This is a genomic window from Pseudomonas frederiksbergensis (genome assembly GCF_017114915.1).
In the GTDB taxonomy this organism is placed as follows: domain Bacteria; phylum Pseudomonadota; class Gammaproteobacteria; order Pseudomonadales; family Pseudomonadaceae; genus Aquipseudomonas; species Aquipseudomonas frederiksbergensis_I.
The window spans coordinates 255,569-270,620 of the sequence record NZ_JAAUOE010000003.1; the positions used below are offsets into that span (position 1 = coordinate 255,569).

The 15,052-nt window shown below is 59.1% G+C and carries 12 protein-coding genes and 2 tRNA genes; 8 read left to right on the forward strand and 6 right to left on the reverse strand.

The genetic code is table 11. The annotated features are described in order from the left end of the window. The first annotated feature begins 41 nt into the window (after positions 1 to 41). Positions 42 to 593, forward strand: coding sequence for a glutathione peroxidase (locus tag HCU66_RS04175; protein WP_205887296.1), 552 nt, complete (start codon positions 42 to 44; stop codon positions 591 to 593). Between the two features lie 89 nt (positions 594 to 682). On the opposite strand, the gene HCU66_RS04180 is transcribed toward HCU66_RS04175, so the two are convergent. From HCU66_RS04180 to HCU66_RS04190, 3 genes are all read right to left on the reverse strand, one after another. Next, positions 683 to 1,954, reverse strand: a complete 1,272-nt coding sequence (locus HCU66_RS04180) for an OmpP1/FadL family transporter (RefSeq protein WP_205887297.1) — start codon at positions 1,952 to 1,954, stop codon at positions 683 to 685. 149 nt (positions 1,955 to 2,103) lie between these two features. Beyond that, on the reverse strand, positions 2,104 to 2,583 hold the full coding sequence (locus HCU66_RS04185; RefSeq protein ID WP_205887298.1) for a hypothetical protein: 480 nt from the start codon (positions 2,581 to 2,583) through the stop codon (positions 2,104 to 2,106). Between the two features lie 274 nt (positions 2,584 to 2,857). Next, positions 2,858 to 3,082: a hypothetical protein gene (locus tag HCU66_RS04190; protein ID WP_003204606.1), complete on the reverse strand. Its 225-nt coding sequence runs from the start codon at positions 3,080 to 3,082 to the stop codon at positions 2,858 to 2,860. Between the two features lie 990 nt (positions 3,083 to 4,072). Here HCU66_RS04190 and HCU66_RS04195 point away from each other — a divergent pair. Together HCU66_RS04195 and HCU66_RS04200 are read left to right on the forward strand one after the other, a co-directional pair. Beyond that, complete coding sequence (locus tag HCU66_RS04195) at positions 4,073 to 4,396, forward strand: SEL1-like repeat protein (RefSeq protein ID WP_338136412.1); 324 nt, start codon at positions 4,073 to 4,075, stop codon at positions 4,394 to 4,396. A gap of 175 nt (positions 4,397 to 4,571) precedes the next feature. Beyond that, positions 4,572 to 5,936, forward strand: coding sequence for a DNA recombination protein RmuC (locus HCU66_RS04200; protein ID WP_169342498.1), 1,365 nt, complete (start codon positions 4,572 to 4,574; stop codon positions 5,934 to 5,936). Positions 5,937 to 5,953: 17 nt separating this feature from the next. Here the strand turns inward: HCU66_RS04200 and HCU66_RS04205 are convergent, their stop codons facing one another. After that, positions 5,954 to 9,424, reverse strand: a complete 3,471-nt coding sequence (locus HCU66_RS04205; RefSeq protein ID WP_205887300.1) for a hybrid sensor histidine kinase/response regulator — start codon at positions 9,422 to 9,424, stop codon at positions 5,954 to 5,956. A gap of 300 nt (positions 9,425 to 9,724) precedes the next feature. Here HCU66_RS04205 and HCU66_RS04210 point away from each other — a divergent pair, with 300 nt between their 5' ends. The 3 genes from HCU66_RS04210 to HCU66_RS04220 all read left to right on the forward strand — a co-directional run bounded on the left by HCU66_RS04210 (position 9,725) and on the right by HCU66_RS04220 (position 13,270). Further along, entirely contained in the window at positions 9,725 to 10,036 is a 312-nt protein-coding gene (locus HCU66_RS04210; protein WP_205887301.1) for a cupin domain-containing protein, read from the forward strand. Between the two features lie 105 nt (positions 10,037 to 10,141). Continuing rightward, a complete protein-coding gene (locus HCU66_RS04215; protein ID WP_205887302.1) occupies positions 10,142 to 11,293 on the forward strand; it encodes a TDT family transporter in 1,152 nt (383 codons plus the stop codon). A gap of 102 nt (positions 11,294 to 11,395) precedes the next feature. Next, positions 11,396 to 13,270: an MFS transporter gene (locus tag HCU66_RS04220; protein ID WP_205887303.1), complete on the forward strand. Its 1,875-nt coding sequence runs from the start codon at positions 11,396 to 11,398 to the stop codon at positions 13,268 to 13,270. Positions 13,271 to 13,322: 52 nt separating this feature from the next. Here HCU66_RS04220 and sugE read toward each other — a convergent pair whose 3' ends face one another. Together sugE and rdgC are read right to left on the reverse strand one after the other, a co-directional pair. Beyond that, the gene (sugE, locus tag HCU66_RS04225; protein ID WP_205887304.1) at positions 13,323 to 13,637 is read right to left on the reverse strand and encodes a quaternary ammonium compound efflux SMR transporter SugE; all 315 of its coding nucleotides are present in this window, start codon (positions 13,635 to 13,637) and stop codon (positions 13,323 to 13,325) included. Between the two features lie 160 nt (positions 13,638 to 13,797). Beyond that, entirely contained in the window at positions 13,798 to 14,718 is a 921-nt protein-coding gene (gene rdgC, locus HCU66_RS04230; RefSeq protein WP_205887305.1) for a recombination-associated protein RdgC, read from the reverse strand. Positions 14,719 to 14,878: 160 nt separating this feature from the next. On the opposite strand from rdgC, the gene HCU66_RS04235 reads away from it, so the two are divergent. Both HCU66_RS04235 and HCU66_RS04240 read left to right on the forward strand, forming a co-directional pair. Beyond that, positions 14,879 to 14,954, forward strand: a tRNA-Val gene (locus HCU66_RS04235). Between the two features lie 18 nt (positions 14,955 to 14,972). Next, positions 14,973 to 15,049: transfer RNA gene (locus HCU66_RS04240), tRNA-Asp, on the forward strand. The last annotated feature ends 3 nt before the right edge of the window (positions 15,050 to 15,052 follow it).

Here is a 15,052-nt window from a genome sequence, read left to right on the forward strand (position 1 = left end):
AGTAATTTCGTTTTCTGACGATTGCTCAAGGATGCACCGACATGCCGATGCGCTGGCTTGCAGTTCCCGCGTTGCTGATGGTTTTTTCCGGGCTGGCTCAGGCAGCAGAATGCCCGGAGCTGTTGCAAGGCTCATTGCCCAAGCTGCGCGCCAAGGAATCCATCGATTTGTGCCAGCGCTTCGCCGGCAAGCCGCTGGTGGTGGTCAATACCGCGAGCTTCTGTGGCTTCGCCCCTCAGTTCAAAGGCCTTGAGGCGCTGTATCAGCGTTACAAGGATCAAGGGCTTGAAGTGGTCGGTGTGCCGTCCAATGACTTCAAGCAAGAGGCCAAGGATGGTGCAGAGACGGCCAAGGTCTGTTACGTGAACTACGGCGTGACCTTCACCATGACCGAACCGCAGAAAGTCCGCGGCGATGACGCCACGCATTTGTTCAAGGTTCTTGCCAGGCAAAGCAGTTCGCCGAAGTGGAACTTTTACAAATACGTGGTCGATCGCCAAGGCAACGTGATCGCCAATTTCTCCAGCCTGACCAAGCCCGACAATCCCGAGTTCATCGAGGCGGTGGAGAAAGCGCTGGCCTCGAAACCCTGATCGACGCGCACTAAAAAGCCCCGCTTCTGTACAAGAGCGCGGGGCTTTTTCAATTCAGGCGGCGAAGGGTTCAGGTTCGCCGTGAATTATCAGAAACGGTAGGTTGCGCCTACACCGAAACCGTTCGCCCAGTTTTCATACGTAGCGTTGTAGCTCTGGCCACGGTTATTGCTGTTGTTGACCTTGACCGACTCTTCATGCAGGTACGAATACGCCACGTCGATGGTCAGGTCGTCGGTCGGGCTCCAGCCGGCGCCCAGGCTGAAGATCTTGCGATCGCCCGTCGGGATGCGCGGGGAGCGGTTGACGTTGTTGGTCGGTGCCTGGTCGAAGGACAGGCCGGTACGCAGTACCCATTCCTTGTTCAGCTGGTAGGACGCGCCGATGGCGTGAGCCCAGGTGTCGTGCCAGTTTTGATCTTCGGTGATGGTACCGAACTGGCCGTTGAGGATGGTCGGCACGCCTTTGTTCTCGACGGAGATTTCTTTCAGGCGGCTCCAGCGAGTCCAGGTGCTGCCTGCGTAGAGGGTCCACTTGTCATTCAGCTCGTGAGTGACCGAGAGGTCGACCGACTCAGGCGTGGTCACGTCCAGCGAAGCATCGTACTTCTGGCTTGGGCTCTGGCCCACGGCCGCGAGGACGTTGTAGTTGACCTTGGTGTCGCCTTCGAGCTTGTACTTCACTTTCGAGTGGTAGGTCAGGCCGACGCGGGTGCTGTCGGTGGCTTGAACCAGTACGCCGATGTTGTAGCCCAGCGCGGTATCGTCACCCTTGATTTTGACCTTGCCGTCCGGTGCGGCCTGGGTAATCGACAGGTTCGACTCCAGGGTCCCTTCAATGCGGTTGATGGTCGGACCGAAGCCGATCGACACCTTGTCGTTGAAGGCGTAGCTGACGGTCGGTTGCAGGGTTACGACTTTTACTTCGCTCTTGCTGCCGAAGTAGCGGCCGGCGAAGCCGTTCTCGTAGTCGGTCACCAGGCCGAATGGGGCGTACATGCCGATGCCGAATGCCCAATGGTCATCGATTGGTTTGACGTAGTAACCCATCGGCACGGCGACCAGGGGAACCATGTCGCCATCGTTGCTGCCGCTGTTCGGTCTGGAGCTGGCGTGGCTGATGTCAGCGTGTGCATCGAGCAGTGCAACGCCGCCGGACACTTGTTCGCGCTTGAGGCGAGACATGCCGGCAGGGTTGCCGAAAATGGTGCTTGCGTCATCGGCAGCGGAAGATCGCCCGGCAAAACCCGTACCCATCCCGCTGATGCTTTGTTCGTTGAGGGCAAAACCACTGGCGAAGATCTGGGTGGATGCCAAGGCAACGGCGAGGCTAAGGGAGGTTTTGAGTATTACTTTTTTCATTATTAGAACTCCTGGTGATCAGCGGGGCGAAAATTACCAACATTTTCGTCCGGGCGCTATAGCCTGTATCGCTTGATTTAGAGCGGTTTTGTAGGACAATCAGACCAAAATCGCGACATGTTGTGCGATTTTCGAAAAAGAGGGGGTCATCAGGCGACTTGATTCAACGATGAGACACAGGTTTGCCAGGCGTAGGTGAAATCTCGCAGACGACCTTGAGGCTGGAAAGTCTGGCGCCAGATTCGGGCCATTCCCAGCAAGTCATCGGGAGCGGGGAGGGGAGTGTTCTGTTCTTCTACCAGCAGCCAGGCAATGGCTGTGGCGTAGCGCAGGTTAACGGTCAATTCCAGGTGCGGCCCGCTGAGAAAGGCATGCTGACTGGCCAGTCCGCGGACCAGGCTCGCCCGTTCCGGGTCCAGGGCCAGATAATGATCCCAGAGGGCTTGGTGGCGGGGTTCGGCGATTCGGTACAGGCCGTGTCCACGGCGATCATGCAGGGCTGAACCAAGGGCCGACTGACTGGCGGCGATGCCCAGCAGCAGGGATTCGGCAGTCGCGCTATGGCGTCCGAGGTAAAGCAGTGTCGGACGGATCACATAACGGCACAGTTCGCTGGCGGCGATACCCATAAAGCCCTCGAAACGTGAAGTGGTCGGCGATACCTGAAGGGGTCTTGGCAGCGGTGGATCGAATCAGGCTCGCCGGAAGCGGATCAAGCCGCTTGAGTTGAAGTGTAGTGTCATTATTTTGCTGTAAAGGACTGTTTTTAAAATATTTCCGGCTTCGAGTTATAACCGTTATATCGGTTAGTGCTTAGGCAATGGGAGCTAAAAGAGAAATATCGGGCAATAAAAAGCCCTGCTTTTCAGCAGGGCTTTTGAGGTTTTCAGCCTTTCTGGCGTCTCAGGCAACCAGTGCCTGGCGAGTACGCTCGATCACAGCCTGCAGCGGCTCGGCGCTGGAGTATTGATCGGGGTACAGGCGTTCGCTGTGACGAGCGATGCCATGTTCATTGACCAGGGTAAAACTGAAGCAGCCTTTGCGAGCGGCCATGATCAGGCAGTTCATAGGGGCAAAAGCGTTGGTTAGGGTGCGAATGGCATCCTGAGCGTGGATTTGGGTAGACATAATTGGGTGTTCCTACAAGCGACACGGATAAGAACCGTGCAAAGTTAAAACGTTCCAGTAACGACGACCACCGTTGGTCGAACGAAGAACCCGACTGGAACAAAGCAGCCAGTTTGAAGCGCTGATAAGTTGGCGCGCTTGGGCTGGCAGGTAGGTACTTAGGAGGGCAGGCAGCACATCAAGGGCAAAGGTTCTGGGCCCGGGGTGAAGATCCTGATCAATTTGCAGGTTGGTTCGGTCAGAGTAAGTGAGCTTCGCAACACCCTTTGCTTTCGATTCAAAGGCTGTGTTGGCGCAAGATTTACCTGGAAACCATCGAGGTGGTCGATCCCGCTTTTTCGATTGAGCTTCCTAGGGAAGGCTGACCGGGGGGATTTGTTCGACCAGAATTGACTTTCAGCTTGGTACTAACGCCGCGGATACTAACGGATCGAGTTGTCGAAAGGAAGCCTGTTCGCAAAAAAGATCGCTGGAGTGCCTGCCGACTATGTCCGGTGGGCTATCGGAAAAGCCCGCTGAAAGACCCGCGCCCTGTAATAGCCCAGAACCCGACCGTTGATTCGAGAGAGTGATCCAGCCAGGATCAATCTGGCACGGGGGTTACCCGGGTTTATCCCCAGGCGTTACCGAAAAACGCGCCGAAAAAGCGCATCGATATAACCGCCTCGCAGGGACTTGTGCACATAAGTTGCGCGGACTGTCATCCCACTGTCATCCCCGCGTCAACAGGGGTGGGTGCCTGTAACGAAAATTTAAGTCAATGAAAAACATCGCTTTTTTTTGCTGGTGAAAAAATCGTCAGTTTGACTGCGAGCCCCATTCCACACGGCTTTGCGCGAGTTAAGGGGCGGTTGTCCACTGAGTTATCCACAGCTTCTGTGGATTGTCCCAAGCGCTTGCTCTAGGACGGGCGTGCAGGCTTTTTTCGACTTTACCTGTACGAAAAAAAGAGTAGAGTGGCGCGCCTTCCGATCTGCCCCACAGTGCTTTATGAAGTTTCGCTCAGTACCCGTCTCTCCTGCCTCAACACCCTCCAGTGTTATCCCTCCCAAGCGTTTTTCGATGCGTGTGGCTGAGTGGCTGCTGGACAGCCCGCGCCTGGGCGAAAACCCCAACGTCAAACACTTCGCCGGACGTTTGCTCAAGCAGCCCGCCCGTGAAGGCATCGTGGCCGCGCAAAGCCGTCTCGGCCAATTGATGTGCCGCGAATGCGGGAACGCCCGGGATCGCCGCATTGGTCAGGATCTGTTGCGCCAGGCCGCGCGAGCAGGGGACCGACGCGCCCAGCAGGAACTTGGCCTGATCGAAGACTGAGCTGTCCAAGACCTGACGCCTTGGTTAACCTTCACGCTTTACCTAATTGGCAGGAGTGGCTATGGCGATGGACTTGACCAGCGCATTACTGGGTTTGGCGGGTGCGGCACTGCCATTACTGGTACTGGCCTGGCAACTTCAGCGTCGGGCGAGCATGGGGCAGGCCGAACTGGCATTGCTGGAAGAACGCCTGGCCATGGCCCAGCTGACGCAGGATGGCTTGAATGCCCAGCTCGACACCTGCCGTGATGAAGTCGCTGACCTGAGCCAGGCCAACGCCGCCAAACAGGCAGATCTGGCCGCACTGCGCCGCGAAGTCGAACTGCTGCAGATCGAACGCGACGATGCCCGCGATGCGGCCCACGCCTGGAATATCGAACGTGCCGGCAAAGAGGCTGAGTTGCGTCGCCTGGACGCCCAGGCCGCCTCCCTCAACGCCGAGCTGCGTGAGCAGCAGGAAAGCCATCAACAGCGCCTCAACGACCTGCAAGGCTCGCGAGACGAGTTGCGAGCGCAATTCGCCGAGCTGGCGGGCAAGATCTTCGACGAGCGCGAGCAGCGTTTCGCCGAAACCAGTCAGCAGCGTTTGGGCCAATTGCTCGATCCGTTGAAGGAACGCATTCAGTCGTTCGAAAAGCGTGTCGAGGAAAGCTATCAGGCTGAAGCCCGCGAGCGATTTTCCCTGGCCAAGGAACTGGAGCGTCTGCAGCAACTCAACCTGCGTCTGAGCGACGAAGCCACCAACCTGACGCGCGCCTTGAAAGGGCAGAAAACCCAAGGCAACTGGGGCGAGCTGATTCTGGAGCGGGTGCTTGAGCACGCGGGCCTGGAGAAGGGGCGTGAGTACCAGACCCAGGTCAACCTCAAGGGGCCGGACGGCGAGCGTTTCCAGCCGGATGTGATTATTTACCTGCCCGGCGACAAACAGGTCGTGGTCGACTCCAAGGTCAGCCTCACGGCTTATCAGCAATATGTGGCGGCCGAAGACGACGGCATCGGCCAGATCGCCATCAAGCAACACGTATTGTCCCTGCGCAATCATGTCAAAGGCCTGGCCGGCAAGGACTACAAGCGGCTCGACGGCTTGCACAGCCTGGATTTCGTGCTGCTTTTCGTCCCGATCGAAGCGGCATTTTCCGCGGCATTGCAAGCTGAGCCGACGCTGTTTCAGGAGGCCTTCGACCGCAATATCGTGATCGTCAGCCCGACCACGCTGCTGGCCACTTTGCGGGTCATCGACAGTCTGTGGAAACAGGAACGCCAGAGCCAGAACGCCCGGGAAATCGCCGAGCGCGCCGGTTGGCTGTACGACAAGTTCGTGTTGTTCATTCAGGATCTGGATGAGGTCGGCAATCGCCTGCAGCAACTGGACAAGGCCTACAGCTCTGCACGCAACAAGCTGACAGAAGGCCGTGGCAACCTGGTCAGCCGCAGCGAACAGCTCAAATTGCTTGGGGCGCGGGCCAGCAAGAGCTTGCCGGCTGATCTGCTGGAGCGGGCGATGACGGATGTCGATGGCTTGGCCGAGTTGCCCGAGTAAAGAGCAAAGGCGACACGCTACAACGGCAAATGCCGACTCAACAACGCCCGCAACGCCGCCGGTTTCACCGGTTTGGCCAGGTAATCCAGACCCGCTGCATGCACCTGGGCTACCGTCTCCGGCCGTCCATCGGCACTGATCACCACCCCCGGCACCGGCTCGCCCAACTGCGTGCGCAACCACGCCATCAAGTCGGTTCCGGTCTCGCCATTGTCCAGGTGGTAATCCACCAGCGCCAACTGCGGGCGCATCCCGTCGCTGAGCAGCGTCGCGCATTCATCACGGTTGCGCGCGGTCCAGACCTGGCAACCCCAACGCGTGAGCAGGCTGTTCATGCCGATCAGGATGCTGTCTTCGTTATCGATGCACAGCACCTGTGCGCCGCCGAGTAGATGGCCGTTGAGTTCGGCGACTTTAGCCGGCGTCGCGGTTTGTGCCTGAGCCAGCGGCACGCTGACACTGAACACACTGCCGCGACCTGGCCAGGAGCGCACGCGCAGGGTGTGACCCAGTACGCGGCATAGCCCATCGGCAATCGCCAGTCCCAGGCCCAGACCTTTCTCGGCCCGGGTCTGGTGGCTGTCGAGGCGTTTGAATTCTTCGAAAATCACCTGCAGTTTGTCTTCCGCAATGCCCGGTCCACGGTCCCAGACTTCCAGGCACAGCTCGCCGTTGCGCCGCCGAGCGCCGAGCAGCACGGGCCCTTTGGCGTAGCGGAAGGCGTTAGTCAGGAAATTCTGCAAGATCCGGCGCAGCAGTTTGATGTCGCTGTCGACCCGTAACGCACTGCCCCTGACGCGGAATGTCAGCCCTTGTTCCTGAGCCAGCGCCTTGAACTCGGCACCCAGCGTATGGAACAACTCATTGAGCACAAAGGACTTGCGATCAGGGTTGATCTTGCCGTTTTCCAGACGGGAAATGTCCAGTAGATCGCTGATCAGGTCTTCGGCCGAACGCAGTGAACTGTCCAGGTGATGAACCAGTTTCTGCGCCTCGCTGGACAAACCGTCTTCTTGATGGGAGAGGGCGGCCGAGAACAGCCGCGCGGCGTTCAGCGGTTGCATCAGGTCATGGCTGACGGCGGCCAGGAAACGGGTTTTCGACTGGTTGGCCGATTCGGCGGTGCCCTTGGCTTCGGTCAGGGCCAGATTGAGTTGCGACAGCTCGTGGGTCCGTTCTGCGACCCGCCGCTCAAGGCCTTCGTTGGCTTCGGTCAGCGCCTGCTCGGCCTCGCGGAACGCGGTGATGTCGGTGAAACTCATGACGAAACCGCCGCCGGGCATCGGGTTGCCGATCAGCTCGATCACTCGACCGTTGGGGAACAGGCGCTCGGAGGTATGGGCACGGCCCTGACGCATCCAGTGCAAGCGGCGGGCGACGTGTACTTCCGCTTCGCCGGGGCCGCACAGGCCGCGCTCGGCGTTGTAGCGAATGATATCGGCAATTGGCCGGCCGACGCTGATCAAGCCGTCGGGATAGTTGAACAGCTCCAGGTAACGCCGGTTCCAGGCCACCAGTTTCAGCGACTGGTCGACCACGCTGATGCCCTGGGTGATGTTCTCGATGGCGCCTTGCAGCAGGGCGCGGTTGAACTGCAGCACTTCCGAGGTTTCGTCGGCAATCCGTACGACATCCTCCAGTTGCATTTCCCGACCTTCGATGGCGGCTTTTACCACCGCCCGGGTCGAAGAAGCGCCGAGTACACCGGCCAGCAAGCGTTCGGTATGGGCGATCCATTCATTGTCGGCGTTCTGGTTCGGGTTGAAGCCTTTGCCCTGGTGGTAGGCGAAACGGATGAAGCTCTGACGGGCGCGTTCTTCGCCGACAAAACGGGCCGCCAGTTGCAGCAAGTCGTCGATCTGTACCGCGAGCATCGAACGGGCGTTGGGGCGGGCGCTGATTTCCTGGCCGATGAAACGGCCGGCCTGCCAGTGCTCCGAAACCCGCGTACGTGATAGCACCGAGACCCAGGCGAATAAAGTGAAGTTGCCCGCCAGGGACAGCACCACGCCTTGAGTCAGTGGCGTGATCGGCAGGTTCAACGGGTTACTCTGCAGCCAGGCCAGGCCCGGAAAACTGCTCAAGGGCAAGCCCAGACCATTGGCGGCGATCGGCAACACCAGGGTGTAGAACCAGAGGAACGTCCCGGTGGCCAGTCCGGCGAACACCCCCTGGCGATTGGCCTGTTTCCAGTACAGGGCGCCGAGCATGGCCGGGGCCAGTTGGGTCACGGCGGCGAAGGCGATCTGGCCGATGGTCGCCAGGCTGGCGGTCGAGCCCAGCAGGCGATAGCTGACGTAGGCCAGCAACAGAATGACCACGATGCTCAACCGGCGAACCGAAAGCATCCACTGGCGGAACACTTCGAATGGTCGTTCGGCGTTGTTGCGCCGCAGCAACCAGGGCAGCAGCAGGTCGTTGGAGAGCATGGTCGACAGTGCCACGCTGGCCACGATCACCATGCCGGTCGCCGCCGAAGCGCCGCCGATAAACGCCAGCATCGCCAGGGCCGGGTGAGATTGGGCCAGAGGCAGGCTGATGACGAATGAGTCCGGTATTACCGAACTGGGCAGCATCATCTGACCGGCCAGTGCGATTGGCACCACAAACAACGCGGCCAGCGCCAGATAGATCGGGAATACCCACTTGGCCAGGCGCAGGTCCTGGGGGTCGATGTTTTCCACCACGGTCACGTGGAACTGCCGGGGCAGGCAGATGATCGCCATCATCGCCACACCGGTCTGCACCACCATGGACGGCCAGTTGATGGTTTCCTTCCAATAGGCTTCCAGGCGTGGGGCGAGCATGGCCTGATCGAACAGGTCGTCGAAACCGTCGTACAGGCCGTAGGTCACGAACGCGCCGACCGCCAGAAAAGCGAACAGCTTGACCAGCGATTCAAAGGCAATCGCCAGCACCATGCCGCGGTGGTGTTCCGTGGCGTCGAGGTTGCGGGTACCGAAAACGATGGTGAACAGCGCCAATGCCAGTGACACGATCAGTGCCGTGTCTTGGGCTCGCGTGCCCATGGCATCGGCGCCGGCGCCGATCAGCAGGTTTACGCCCAGCACGATGCCCTTGAGCTGCAAGGAGATGTAGGGCAGCACGCCGACCAGGCAGATCAGCGCCACCACCACCGCCAGGGACTGGGATTTGCCGTAGCGGGCGGCGATGAAATCGGCGATGGAGGTGATGTTCTCCTGCTTGCTGATCATCACCATTTTTTGCAGGACCCACGGCGCGCACACCAGCAGCAGGATCGGCCCAAGGTAGATCGGCAGGAATGACCAGAGTTGTTCGGCTGCCTGGCCGACGGCGCCAAAGAATGTCCAGCTGGTGCAATAAACCGCCAGCGACAGGCTGTACACCCAGGCACGCAGCCGTGGCGGCAACGGCGTGCTGCGACGGTCGCCGTAAAAGGCGATGGCGAACAGGATGGCCATATAGGCCAGGGCGACGGAAGCAATCAGCCCGGTGGACAGCGACATGGGAACTCCAGACAAAAGACATCCGGGACTATGCCCGATCCAGACAGTCTCGCATGACTGCCGGAGTTAGTCAGTGTCGACCAAGGTCGTGGCGTGGCGGGGTGTCGCAGGTTGGGAGTCAGTTCGATCTTTAGTGTCTTGTCGGGCCTCTTCGCGGGCAAGCCTCGCTCCTACAAGATGTAATACCTGTAGGAGCGAGGCTTGCCCGCGAAGACGGCGTTACTGCCTGGCAAAGTCTGTGGCGTCGATGTTCGATGACCGTTAGCCTTGGCACCGCCATTCATTTCGACGGACCGACCCATGAAGATCATCCGCAGCAAATCCTTCACCGGTGACCGCGCCTGGGCGGCGCTGGATATTGCCAACATGAACGGCATCACCACCCGTTTGCACTGGACCGATCAGCCCTATAAATGGCACGTCAACGATGGCCAGGAAGTGTTCGTGGTGCTCGATGGGCAGGTGCGGATGCGTTATCGCGAAGAGGGTGTCGAAAGGGAGACGCTGCTGGAAGTGGGCGATATTTTTTATGCTTCGGTGGGCACCGAGCATGTGGCTCATCCGTTGGGTGTGGCGAGGATACTGGTAATCGAGACTGAAGGTAGCGTCTGATGGCTTATCTGCAAAATAGATAACAGTTAGAGAAAATACCCGTTATATCGATATGCGATTCGGATCTACCATGAGCTCCACCTCATCAGAGGACAGGAGTTCACCATGACCTGCACCCAAAGCGTTAAACCCGGTCTCAAACCGTTCAGTCATTTGCAACACCCACGAGAGGCCATCCGCCAATTCACCCCCAACTGGTTCGCCGCGACCATGGGCACCGGGGTATTGGCACTCGCGCTCGCGCAACTGCCCCTCGTAACGCCCGGCCTGCATGCACTGGCCGAAGCCTTGTGGCTGTTCAATATGGTTCTGTTTGTCTTGTTCACGACCATGTATGCCGCGCGTTGGGTCATGTTCTTCGACGAGGCGCGGCGGATTTTCGGCCACTCCACGGTTTCGATGTTTTTCGGCACCATTCCCATGGGGCTTGCGACCATCATCAATGGCTTTCTGCTGTTCGGTATGCCGCGCTGGGGCGATGCCGTGATTCAAGCAGCCGAAGTGCTGTGGTGGCTGGACGTGGCGATGTCGCTGGCCTGCGGCGTACTGATCCCCTACATGATGTTCACCCGTCAGGAACACAGCATCGACCAGATGACTGCCGTGTGGCTGTTGCCGGTGGTGGCGGCGGAAGTGGCGGCTGCCAGTGGTGGCTTGCTGGCGCCGCACCTGGTCGACGCTCATTCCCGGTTGGTTGTGCTGATCACCAGCTACGTGCTCTGGGCATTCTCCCTGCCGGTGGCGTTCAGCATTCTGACCATCCTATTGCTGCGCATGGCGTTGCATAAACTGCCCCACGAGAACATGGCCGCCTCGAGCTGGTTGGCTCTTGGCCCCATCGGTACCGGCGCATTGGGCATGTTGCTGCTGGGCGCCGACGCTCCGGCGATCTTTTTCGCCAACGGTCTGCCGGGGATTGGTGAAATAGCTGAGGGGCTTGGACTGGTGGCCGGTATCACACTGTGGGGCTTCGGGTTCTGGTGGATGCTGATGGCGCTGTTGATTACCGTGCGTTACTTGCGCGCCGGTATCCCGTTCAACCTCGGCTGGTGGGGGTTTACTTTCCCGCTGGGTGTCTATTCCCTGACTACGCTGAAACTGGCCAGCACCTTGAACCTGACGTTCTTCAGTGTCTTTGGTTGCGTGTTGGTGGCCATGCTGGCAGTGATGTGGCTGATTGTCGCCAAACGTACAGTGCAGGGCGCGTGGCGGGGCGAGTTGTTTGTCTCGCCGTGCATCGCAGGATTAAAGAAATGACCGGTAAAGATTAGGTAATGTGTGTGGCCTGGATCGACGTTCGACATTCCAATAACAGTATCCACGCCACCCTTTACCAAAAAAATCAGGGACACATGGAAGATGAGTCACCCCTCGCAATTCACCTTGCTTCGCACTCGGCGCTTCCTGCCGTTTTTTATCACGCAATCCCTTGGGGCCTTCAACGACAACATCTTCAAGCAGTCGCTGATCCTCGCCATTTTGTACAAGCTGACGATCGAGGGTGACCGTTCGATCTGGGTCAATCTGTGTGCGTTGCTGTTTATCCTGCCGTTTTTCCTGTTCTCGGCGCTGGCCGGGCAGTTCGGGGAAAAATTCGCCAAGGACGCGCTGATCCGTCTGATCAAGCTCGGGGAAATCGTCATCATGGCGGTCGGAGCGGTCGGTTTCATGTTCGATCACCTGTCGCTGATGCTGCTGGCGTTGTTTGCCATGGGCACCCACTCGGCGCTGTTCGGGCCGGTGAAGTACTCGATCCTGCCGCAAGCGTTGCGCGAAGAAGAACTGGTCGGCGGCAACGGCCTGGTGGAAATGGGCACCTTCCTGGCGATACTCGCCGGGACCATTGGTGCCGGGGTCATGATGTCGGCCAGCAACTACGCACCGGTGGTGTCCACGGCAATCATCGGCATCGCGATCCTCGGTTACCTGGCCAGCCGCAACATTCCCCGGGCTGCGGCAGCATCGCCGCAGATGCGCCTGAACTGGAACATCTTCAGCCAGTCCTGGGCCACCTTGAAGCTGGGCCTGGGGCAAACCCCTGCGGTCTCGCGCTCGATCGTCGGCAACTCATGGTTCTGGTTTGTCGGGGCGATTTATCTGACGCAGATCCCGGCGTACGCCAAGGAGTGGATGCACGGTGACGAGACCGTGGTGACGCTGATTCTTACAGTGTTCTCGGTCGGCATCGCACTGGGTTCGATGCTCTGCGAGAAATTGTCCGGGCGCAAAGTCGAGATCGGTCTGGTGCCGTTTGGCTCATTCGGTCTGACCGTATTTGGCCTGTTGCTGTGGTGGCATTCCGGCGCAATTCCGGACAGCGTTACCGGCCATGGCTGGATCGAAATCCTTGGGTTCGGTCACACTTGGCTGGTGTTGATCGACATCCTCGGGCTTGGAGTCTTCGGCGGTTTTTACATCGTGCCGCTGTATGCACTGATCCAGTCCCGCACCGTCGAGAATGAGCGGGCTCGGGTGATCGCCGCCAACAACATTCTCAACGCCCTGTTCATGGTGGTATCGGCAATTGTGTCGATCGTCTTGCTGAGCATCGCCAAGCTGTCGATCCCGCAGCTGTTCCTGGTGGTGTCGCTGCTGAACATCGGCGTCAACGCTTACATCTTCAAAATCGTCCCCGAGTTCACCATGCGCTTCATGATCTGGTTGCTCGGCCATTCCATGTACCGCGTCGAGCATCGCAACCTGGAACTGATTCCCGAAGAGGGCGCGGCACTGTTGGTTTGCAACCACGTGTCGTTCGTCGACGCGCTGCTGATTGGCGGCGCGGTGCGCCGGCCGATTCGCTTTGTGATGTATTACAAAATCTACAACCTGCCGGTGCTGAACTTCATATTCCGCACCGCCGGAACGATTCCGATCGCCGGGCGCCAGGAAGACATCCAGATTTACGAAAAAGCCTTCACCCGCATTGCCCAATATCTGAAGGACGGTGAGTTGGTTTGCATTTTCCCGGAAGGCAAGTTGACCGCTGATGGGGAGATCAACGAGTTCAAGGGCGGGCTGACGCGGATTCTCGAAGAAACGCCGGTGCCGGTGATTCCACTGGCGTTGCAAGGGTTGTGGGGGAGTTTCTTCAGCCGCGATCCGAACAAGGGGATGTTCCGTCGGTTGTGGTCGCGGGTGACCCTGGTGGCGGGGCCGGCGGTGGCCGTTGAGGTGGCGGAGCCGGCGACACTGCAAGGGTTGGTGGGGGAGTTGCGTGGGACCGTTAGATAGTTGGTGAGTGGGTGGGCGCCATCGCGGGCTTGCCCGCGATGGCGTCAGTGGCCTAAGCGCTGACCTTGAGCCCAACCAACCCGGTAATGATCAACGCCACGCTGGCCAGCCGAAACAGCGCCATGGATTCACCAAACAGAATGATCCCGGCAATCACCGTTCCGACCGCCCCCACTCCCGTCCAGATCGCATAGGCCGTGCCCAGCGGCAATTCCTTCATGGCAAGGCCCAGCAGGCCAAGGCTGATCGCCATGGCGGTAACGGTCAATGCGGTGGGAAGAGGGCGGCTGAAACCGTCGGTGTATTTCAGGCCCACGGCCCAGCCGACTTCGAACAGACCGGCGAAAAACAGAATGATCCAGGACATCAAAGACCTCCATCGATGGATGGGGTCGTCCCCGGATTAATCACTCGATCGAGCCGCGAGGTCGTCCCCGCGCTGCGCAATAGAGTGCCCATCATTAACCCGAGGATCAAGTATCGACCTTGGTCAGATGCCTGCTGAGCGGCGAAGCGCCCTGAGGTAATCAGATCCCCTGCGGTGTCTCTTCACCGCCCAACGCTTCAACCAGCGCCGGCAGGTAGTCGCCGAAGGTCAGCATCATCAGGGTGAAGCTGGCGTCCAGTTGGCCCAGCGCTTCGTCGCCACCGTCCTGTTCCGCCTGATCTTGCAGCAGGTCTTCGAACTTCAGGCGCTTGACCACCATTTTGTCGTCGAGCACGAACGACAGTTTGTCCTGCCAGGCCAGCGACAGTTGAGTGACCACTTTGCCGGTGCTCAGGTGCAGCTGGATTTCTTCGCTGGTCAGGTCCTGACGCTTGCAGCGCACGATGCCGCCGTCTTCGTGGGTGTCGCGCAGTTCGCACTCGTCCAGCACGAAGAAATCGTCCGCGGCTTTCTGAGTGGTAACCCACTCGGTCATGGTCGCGGTCGGCGACATCTTCACCGTCAGCGGACGCACCGGCAGCGAGCCGATCACTTCGCGCAAGGTGGACAGCAGGTCCTCGGCACGTTTCGGGCTGGCCGAGTTCACCAGGATCAGGCCCTGTTTCGGCGCGATGGCGGCGAAGGTCGACGAGCGACGGATAAAGGCGCGGGGCAGGAAAGCCTGGATGATTTCATCCTTGATCTGATCGCGCTCCTTTTTATAGACCTTGCGCATTTGTTCGGCTTCGATCTCTTCGACCTTTTCCTTCACCGCGTCGCGCACGACGCTGCCCGGCAGAATGCGTTCTTCCTTACGGGCGGCGATCAGCAGGAAGTCCCCGCTGACGTGTACCAGCGGCGCATCTTCGCCCTTGCCGAACGGCGCGACGAAACCGTAGGTGGTCAACTCCTGGCTTGCACATGGGCGCGCCAGTTTGGTGGCCAGTGCAGTTTCCAACGCCTCGGCATCAAAAGGCAGATCTTGGGTCAGGCGATAGATAAGCAGGTTTTTGAACCACATGGGGTGAGTCTCTCCTTTATACAAAGGAGGGCATTATTCTCTTAGCGGCGTCATAGGCCAACCCTTCGCTAAGCCTTTGGAAGGCCTGAAAAAATTAATTAAAAAAGTGCTTGCCAGAGGTGAAGTCGCTCCGTAGAATGCGCGCCACACCGAAAGTGAAGGGTGATTAGCTCAGCTGGGAGAGCGTCTGCCTTACAAGCAGAATGTCGGCGGTTCGATCCCGTCATCACCCACCATTCGCTTTAGTGTTACGCGCAGCGGTAGTTCAGTCGGTTAGAATACCGGCCTGTCACGCCGGGGGTCGCGGGTTCGAGTCCCGTCCGCTGCGCCATAT

Bases quoted from the DNA above. Each gene is read 5' to 3' on its own strand.
- HCU66_RS04205 (WP_205887300.1), bottom strand. From the start codon at position 9,424: ATGTCGCTGTCCACCGGGCTGATTGCTTCCGTCGCCCTGGCCTATATG.
- HCU66_RS04175 (WP_205887296.1), top strand. From the start codon at position 42: ATGCCGATGCGCTGGCTTGCAGTTCCCGCGTTGCTGATGGTTTTTTCC.
- HCU66_RS04185 (WP_205887298.1), bottom strand. From the start codon at position 2,583: ATGGGTATCGCCGCCAGCGAACTGTGCCGTTATGTGATCCGTCCGACA.
- rdgC (WP_205887305.1), bottom strand. From the start codon at position 14,718: ATGTGGTTCAAAAACCTGCTTATCTATCGCCTGACCCAAGATCTGCCT.
- HCU66_RS04190 (WP_003204606.1), bottom strand. From the start codon at position 3,082: ATGTCTACCCAAATCCACGCTCAGGATGCCATTCGCACCCTAACCAAC.
- HCU66_RS04215 (WP_205887302.1), top strand. From the start codon at position 10,142: ATGACCTGCACCCAAAGCGTTAAACCCGGTCTCAAACCGTTCAGTCAT.
- HCU66_RS04220 (WP_205887303.1), top strand. From the start codon at position 11,396: ATGAGTCACCCCTCGCAATTCACCTTGCTTCGCACTCGGCGCTTCCTG.
- HCU66_RS04210 (WP_205887301.1), top strand. From the start codon at position 9,725: ATGAAGATCATCCGCAGCAAATCCTTCACCGGTGACCGCGCCTGGGCG.
- HCU66_RS04180 (WP_205887297.1), bottom strand. From the start codon at position 1,954: ATGAAAAAAGTAATACTCAAAACCTCCCTTAGCCTCGCCGTTGCCTTG.
- HCU66_RS04195 (WP_338136412.1), top strand. From the start codon at position 4,073: ATGAAGTTTCGCTCAGTACCCGTCTCTCCTGCCTCAACACCCTCCAGT.
- sugE (WP_205887304.1), bottom strand. From the start codon at position 13,637: ATGTCCTGGATCATTCTGTTTTTCGCCGGTCTGTTCGAAGTCGGCTGG.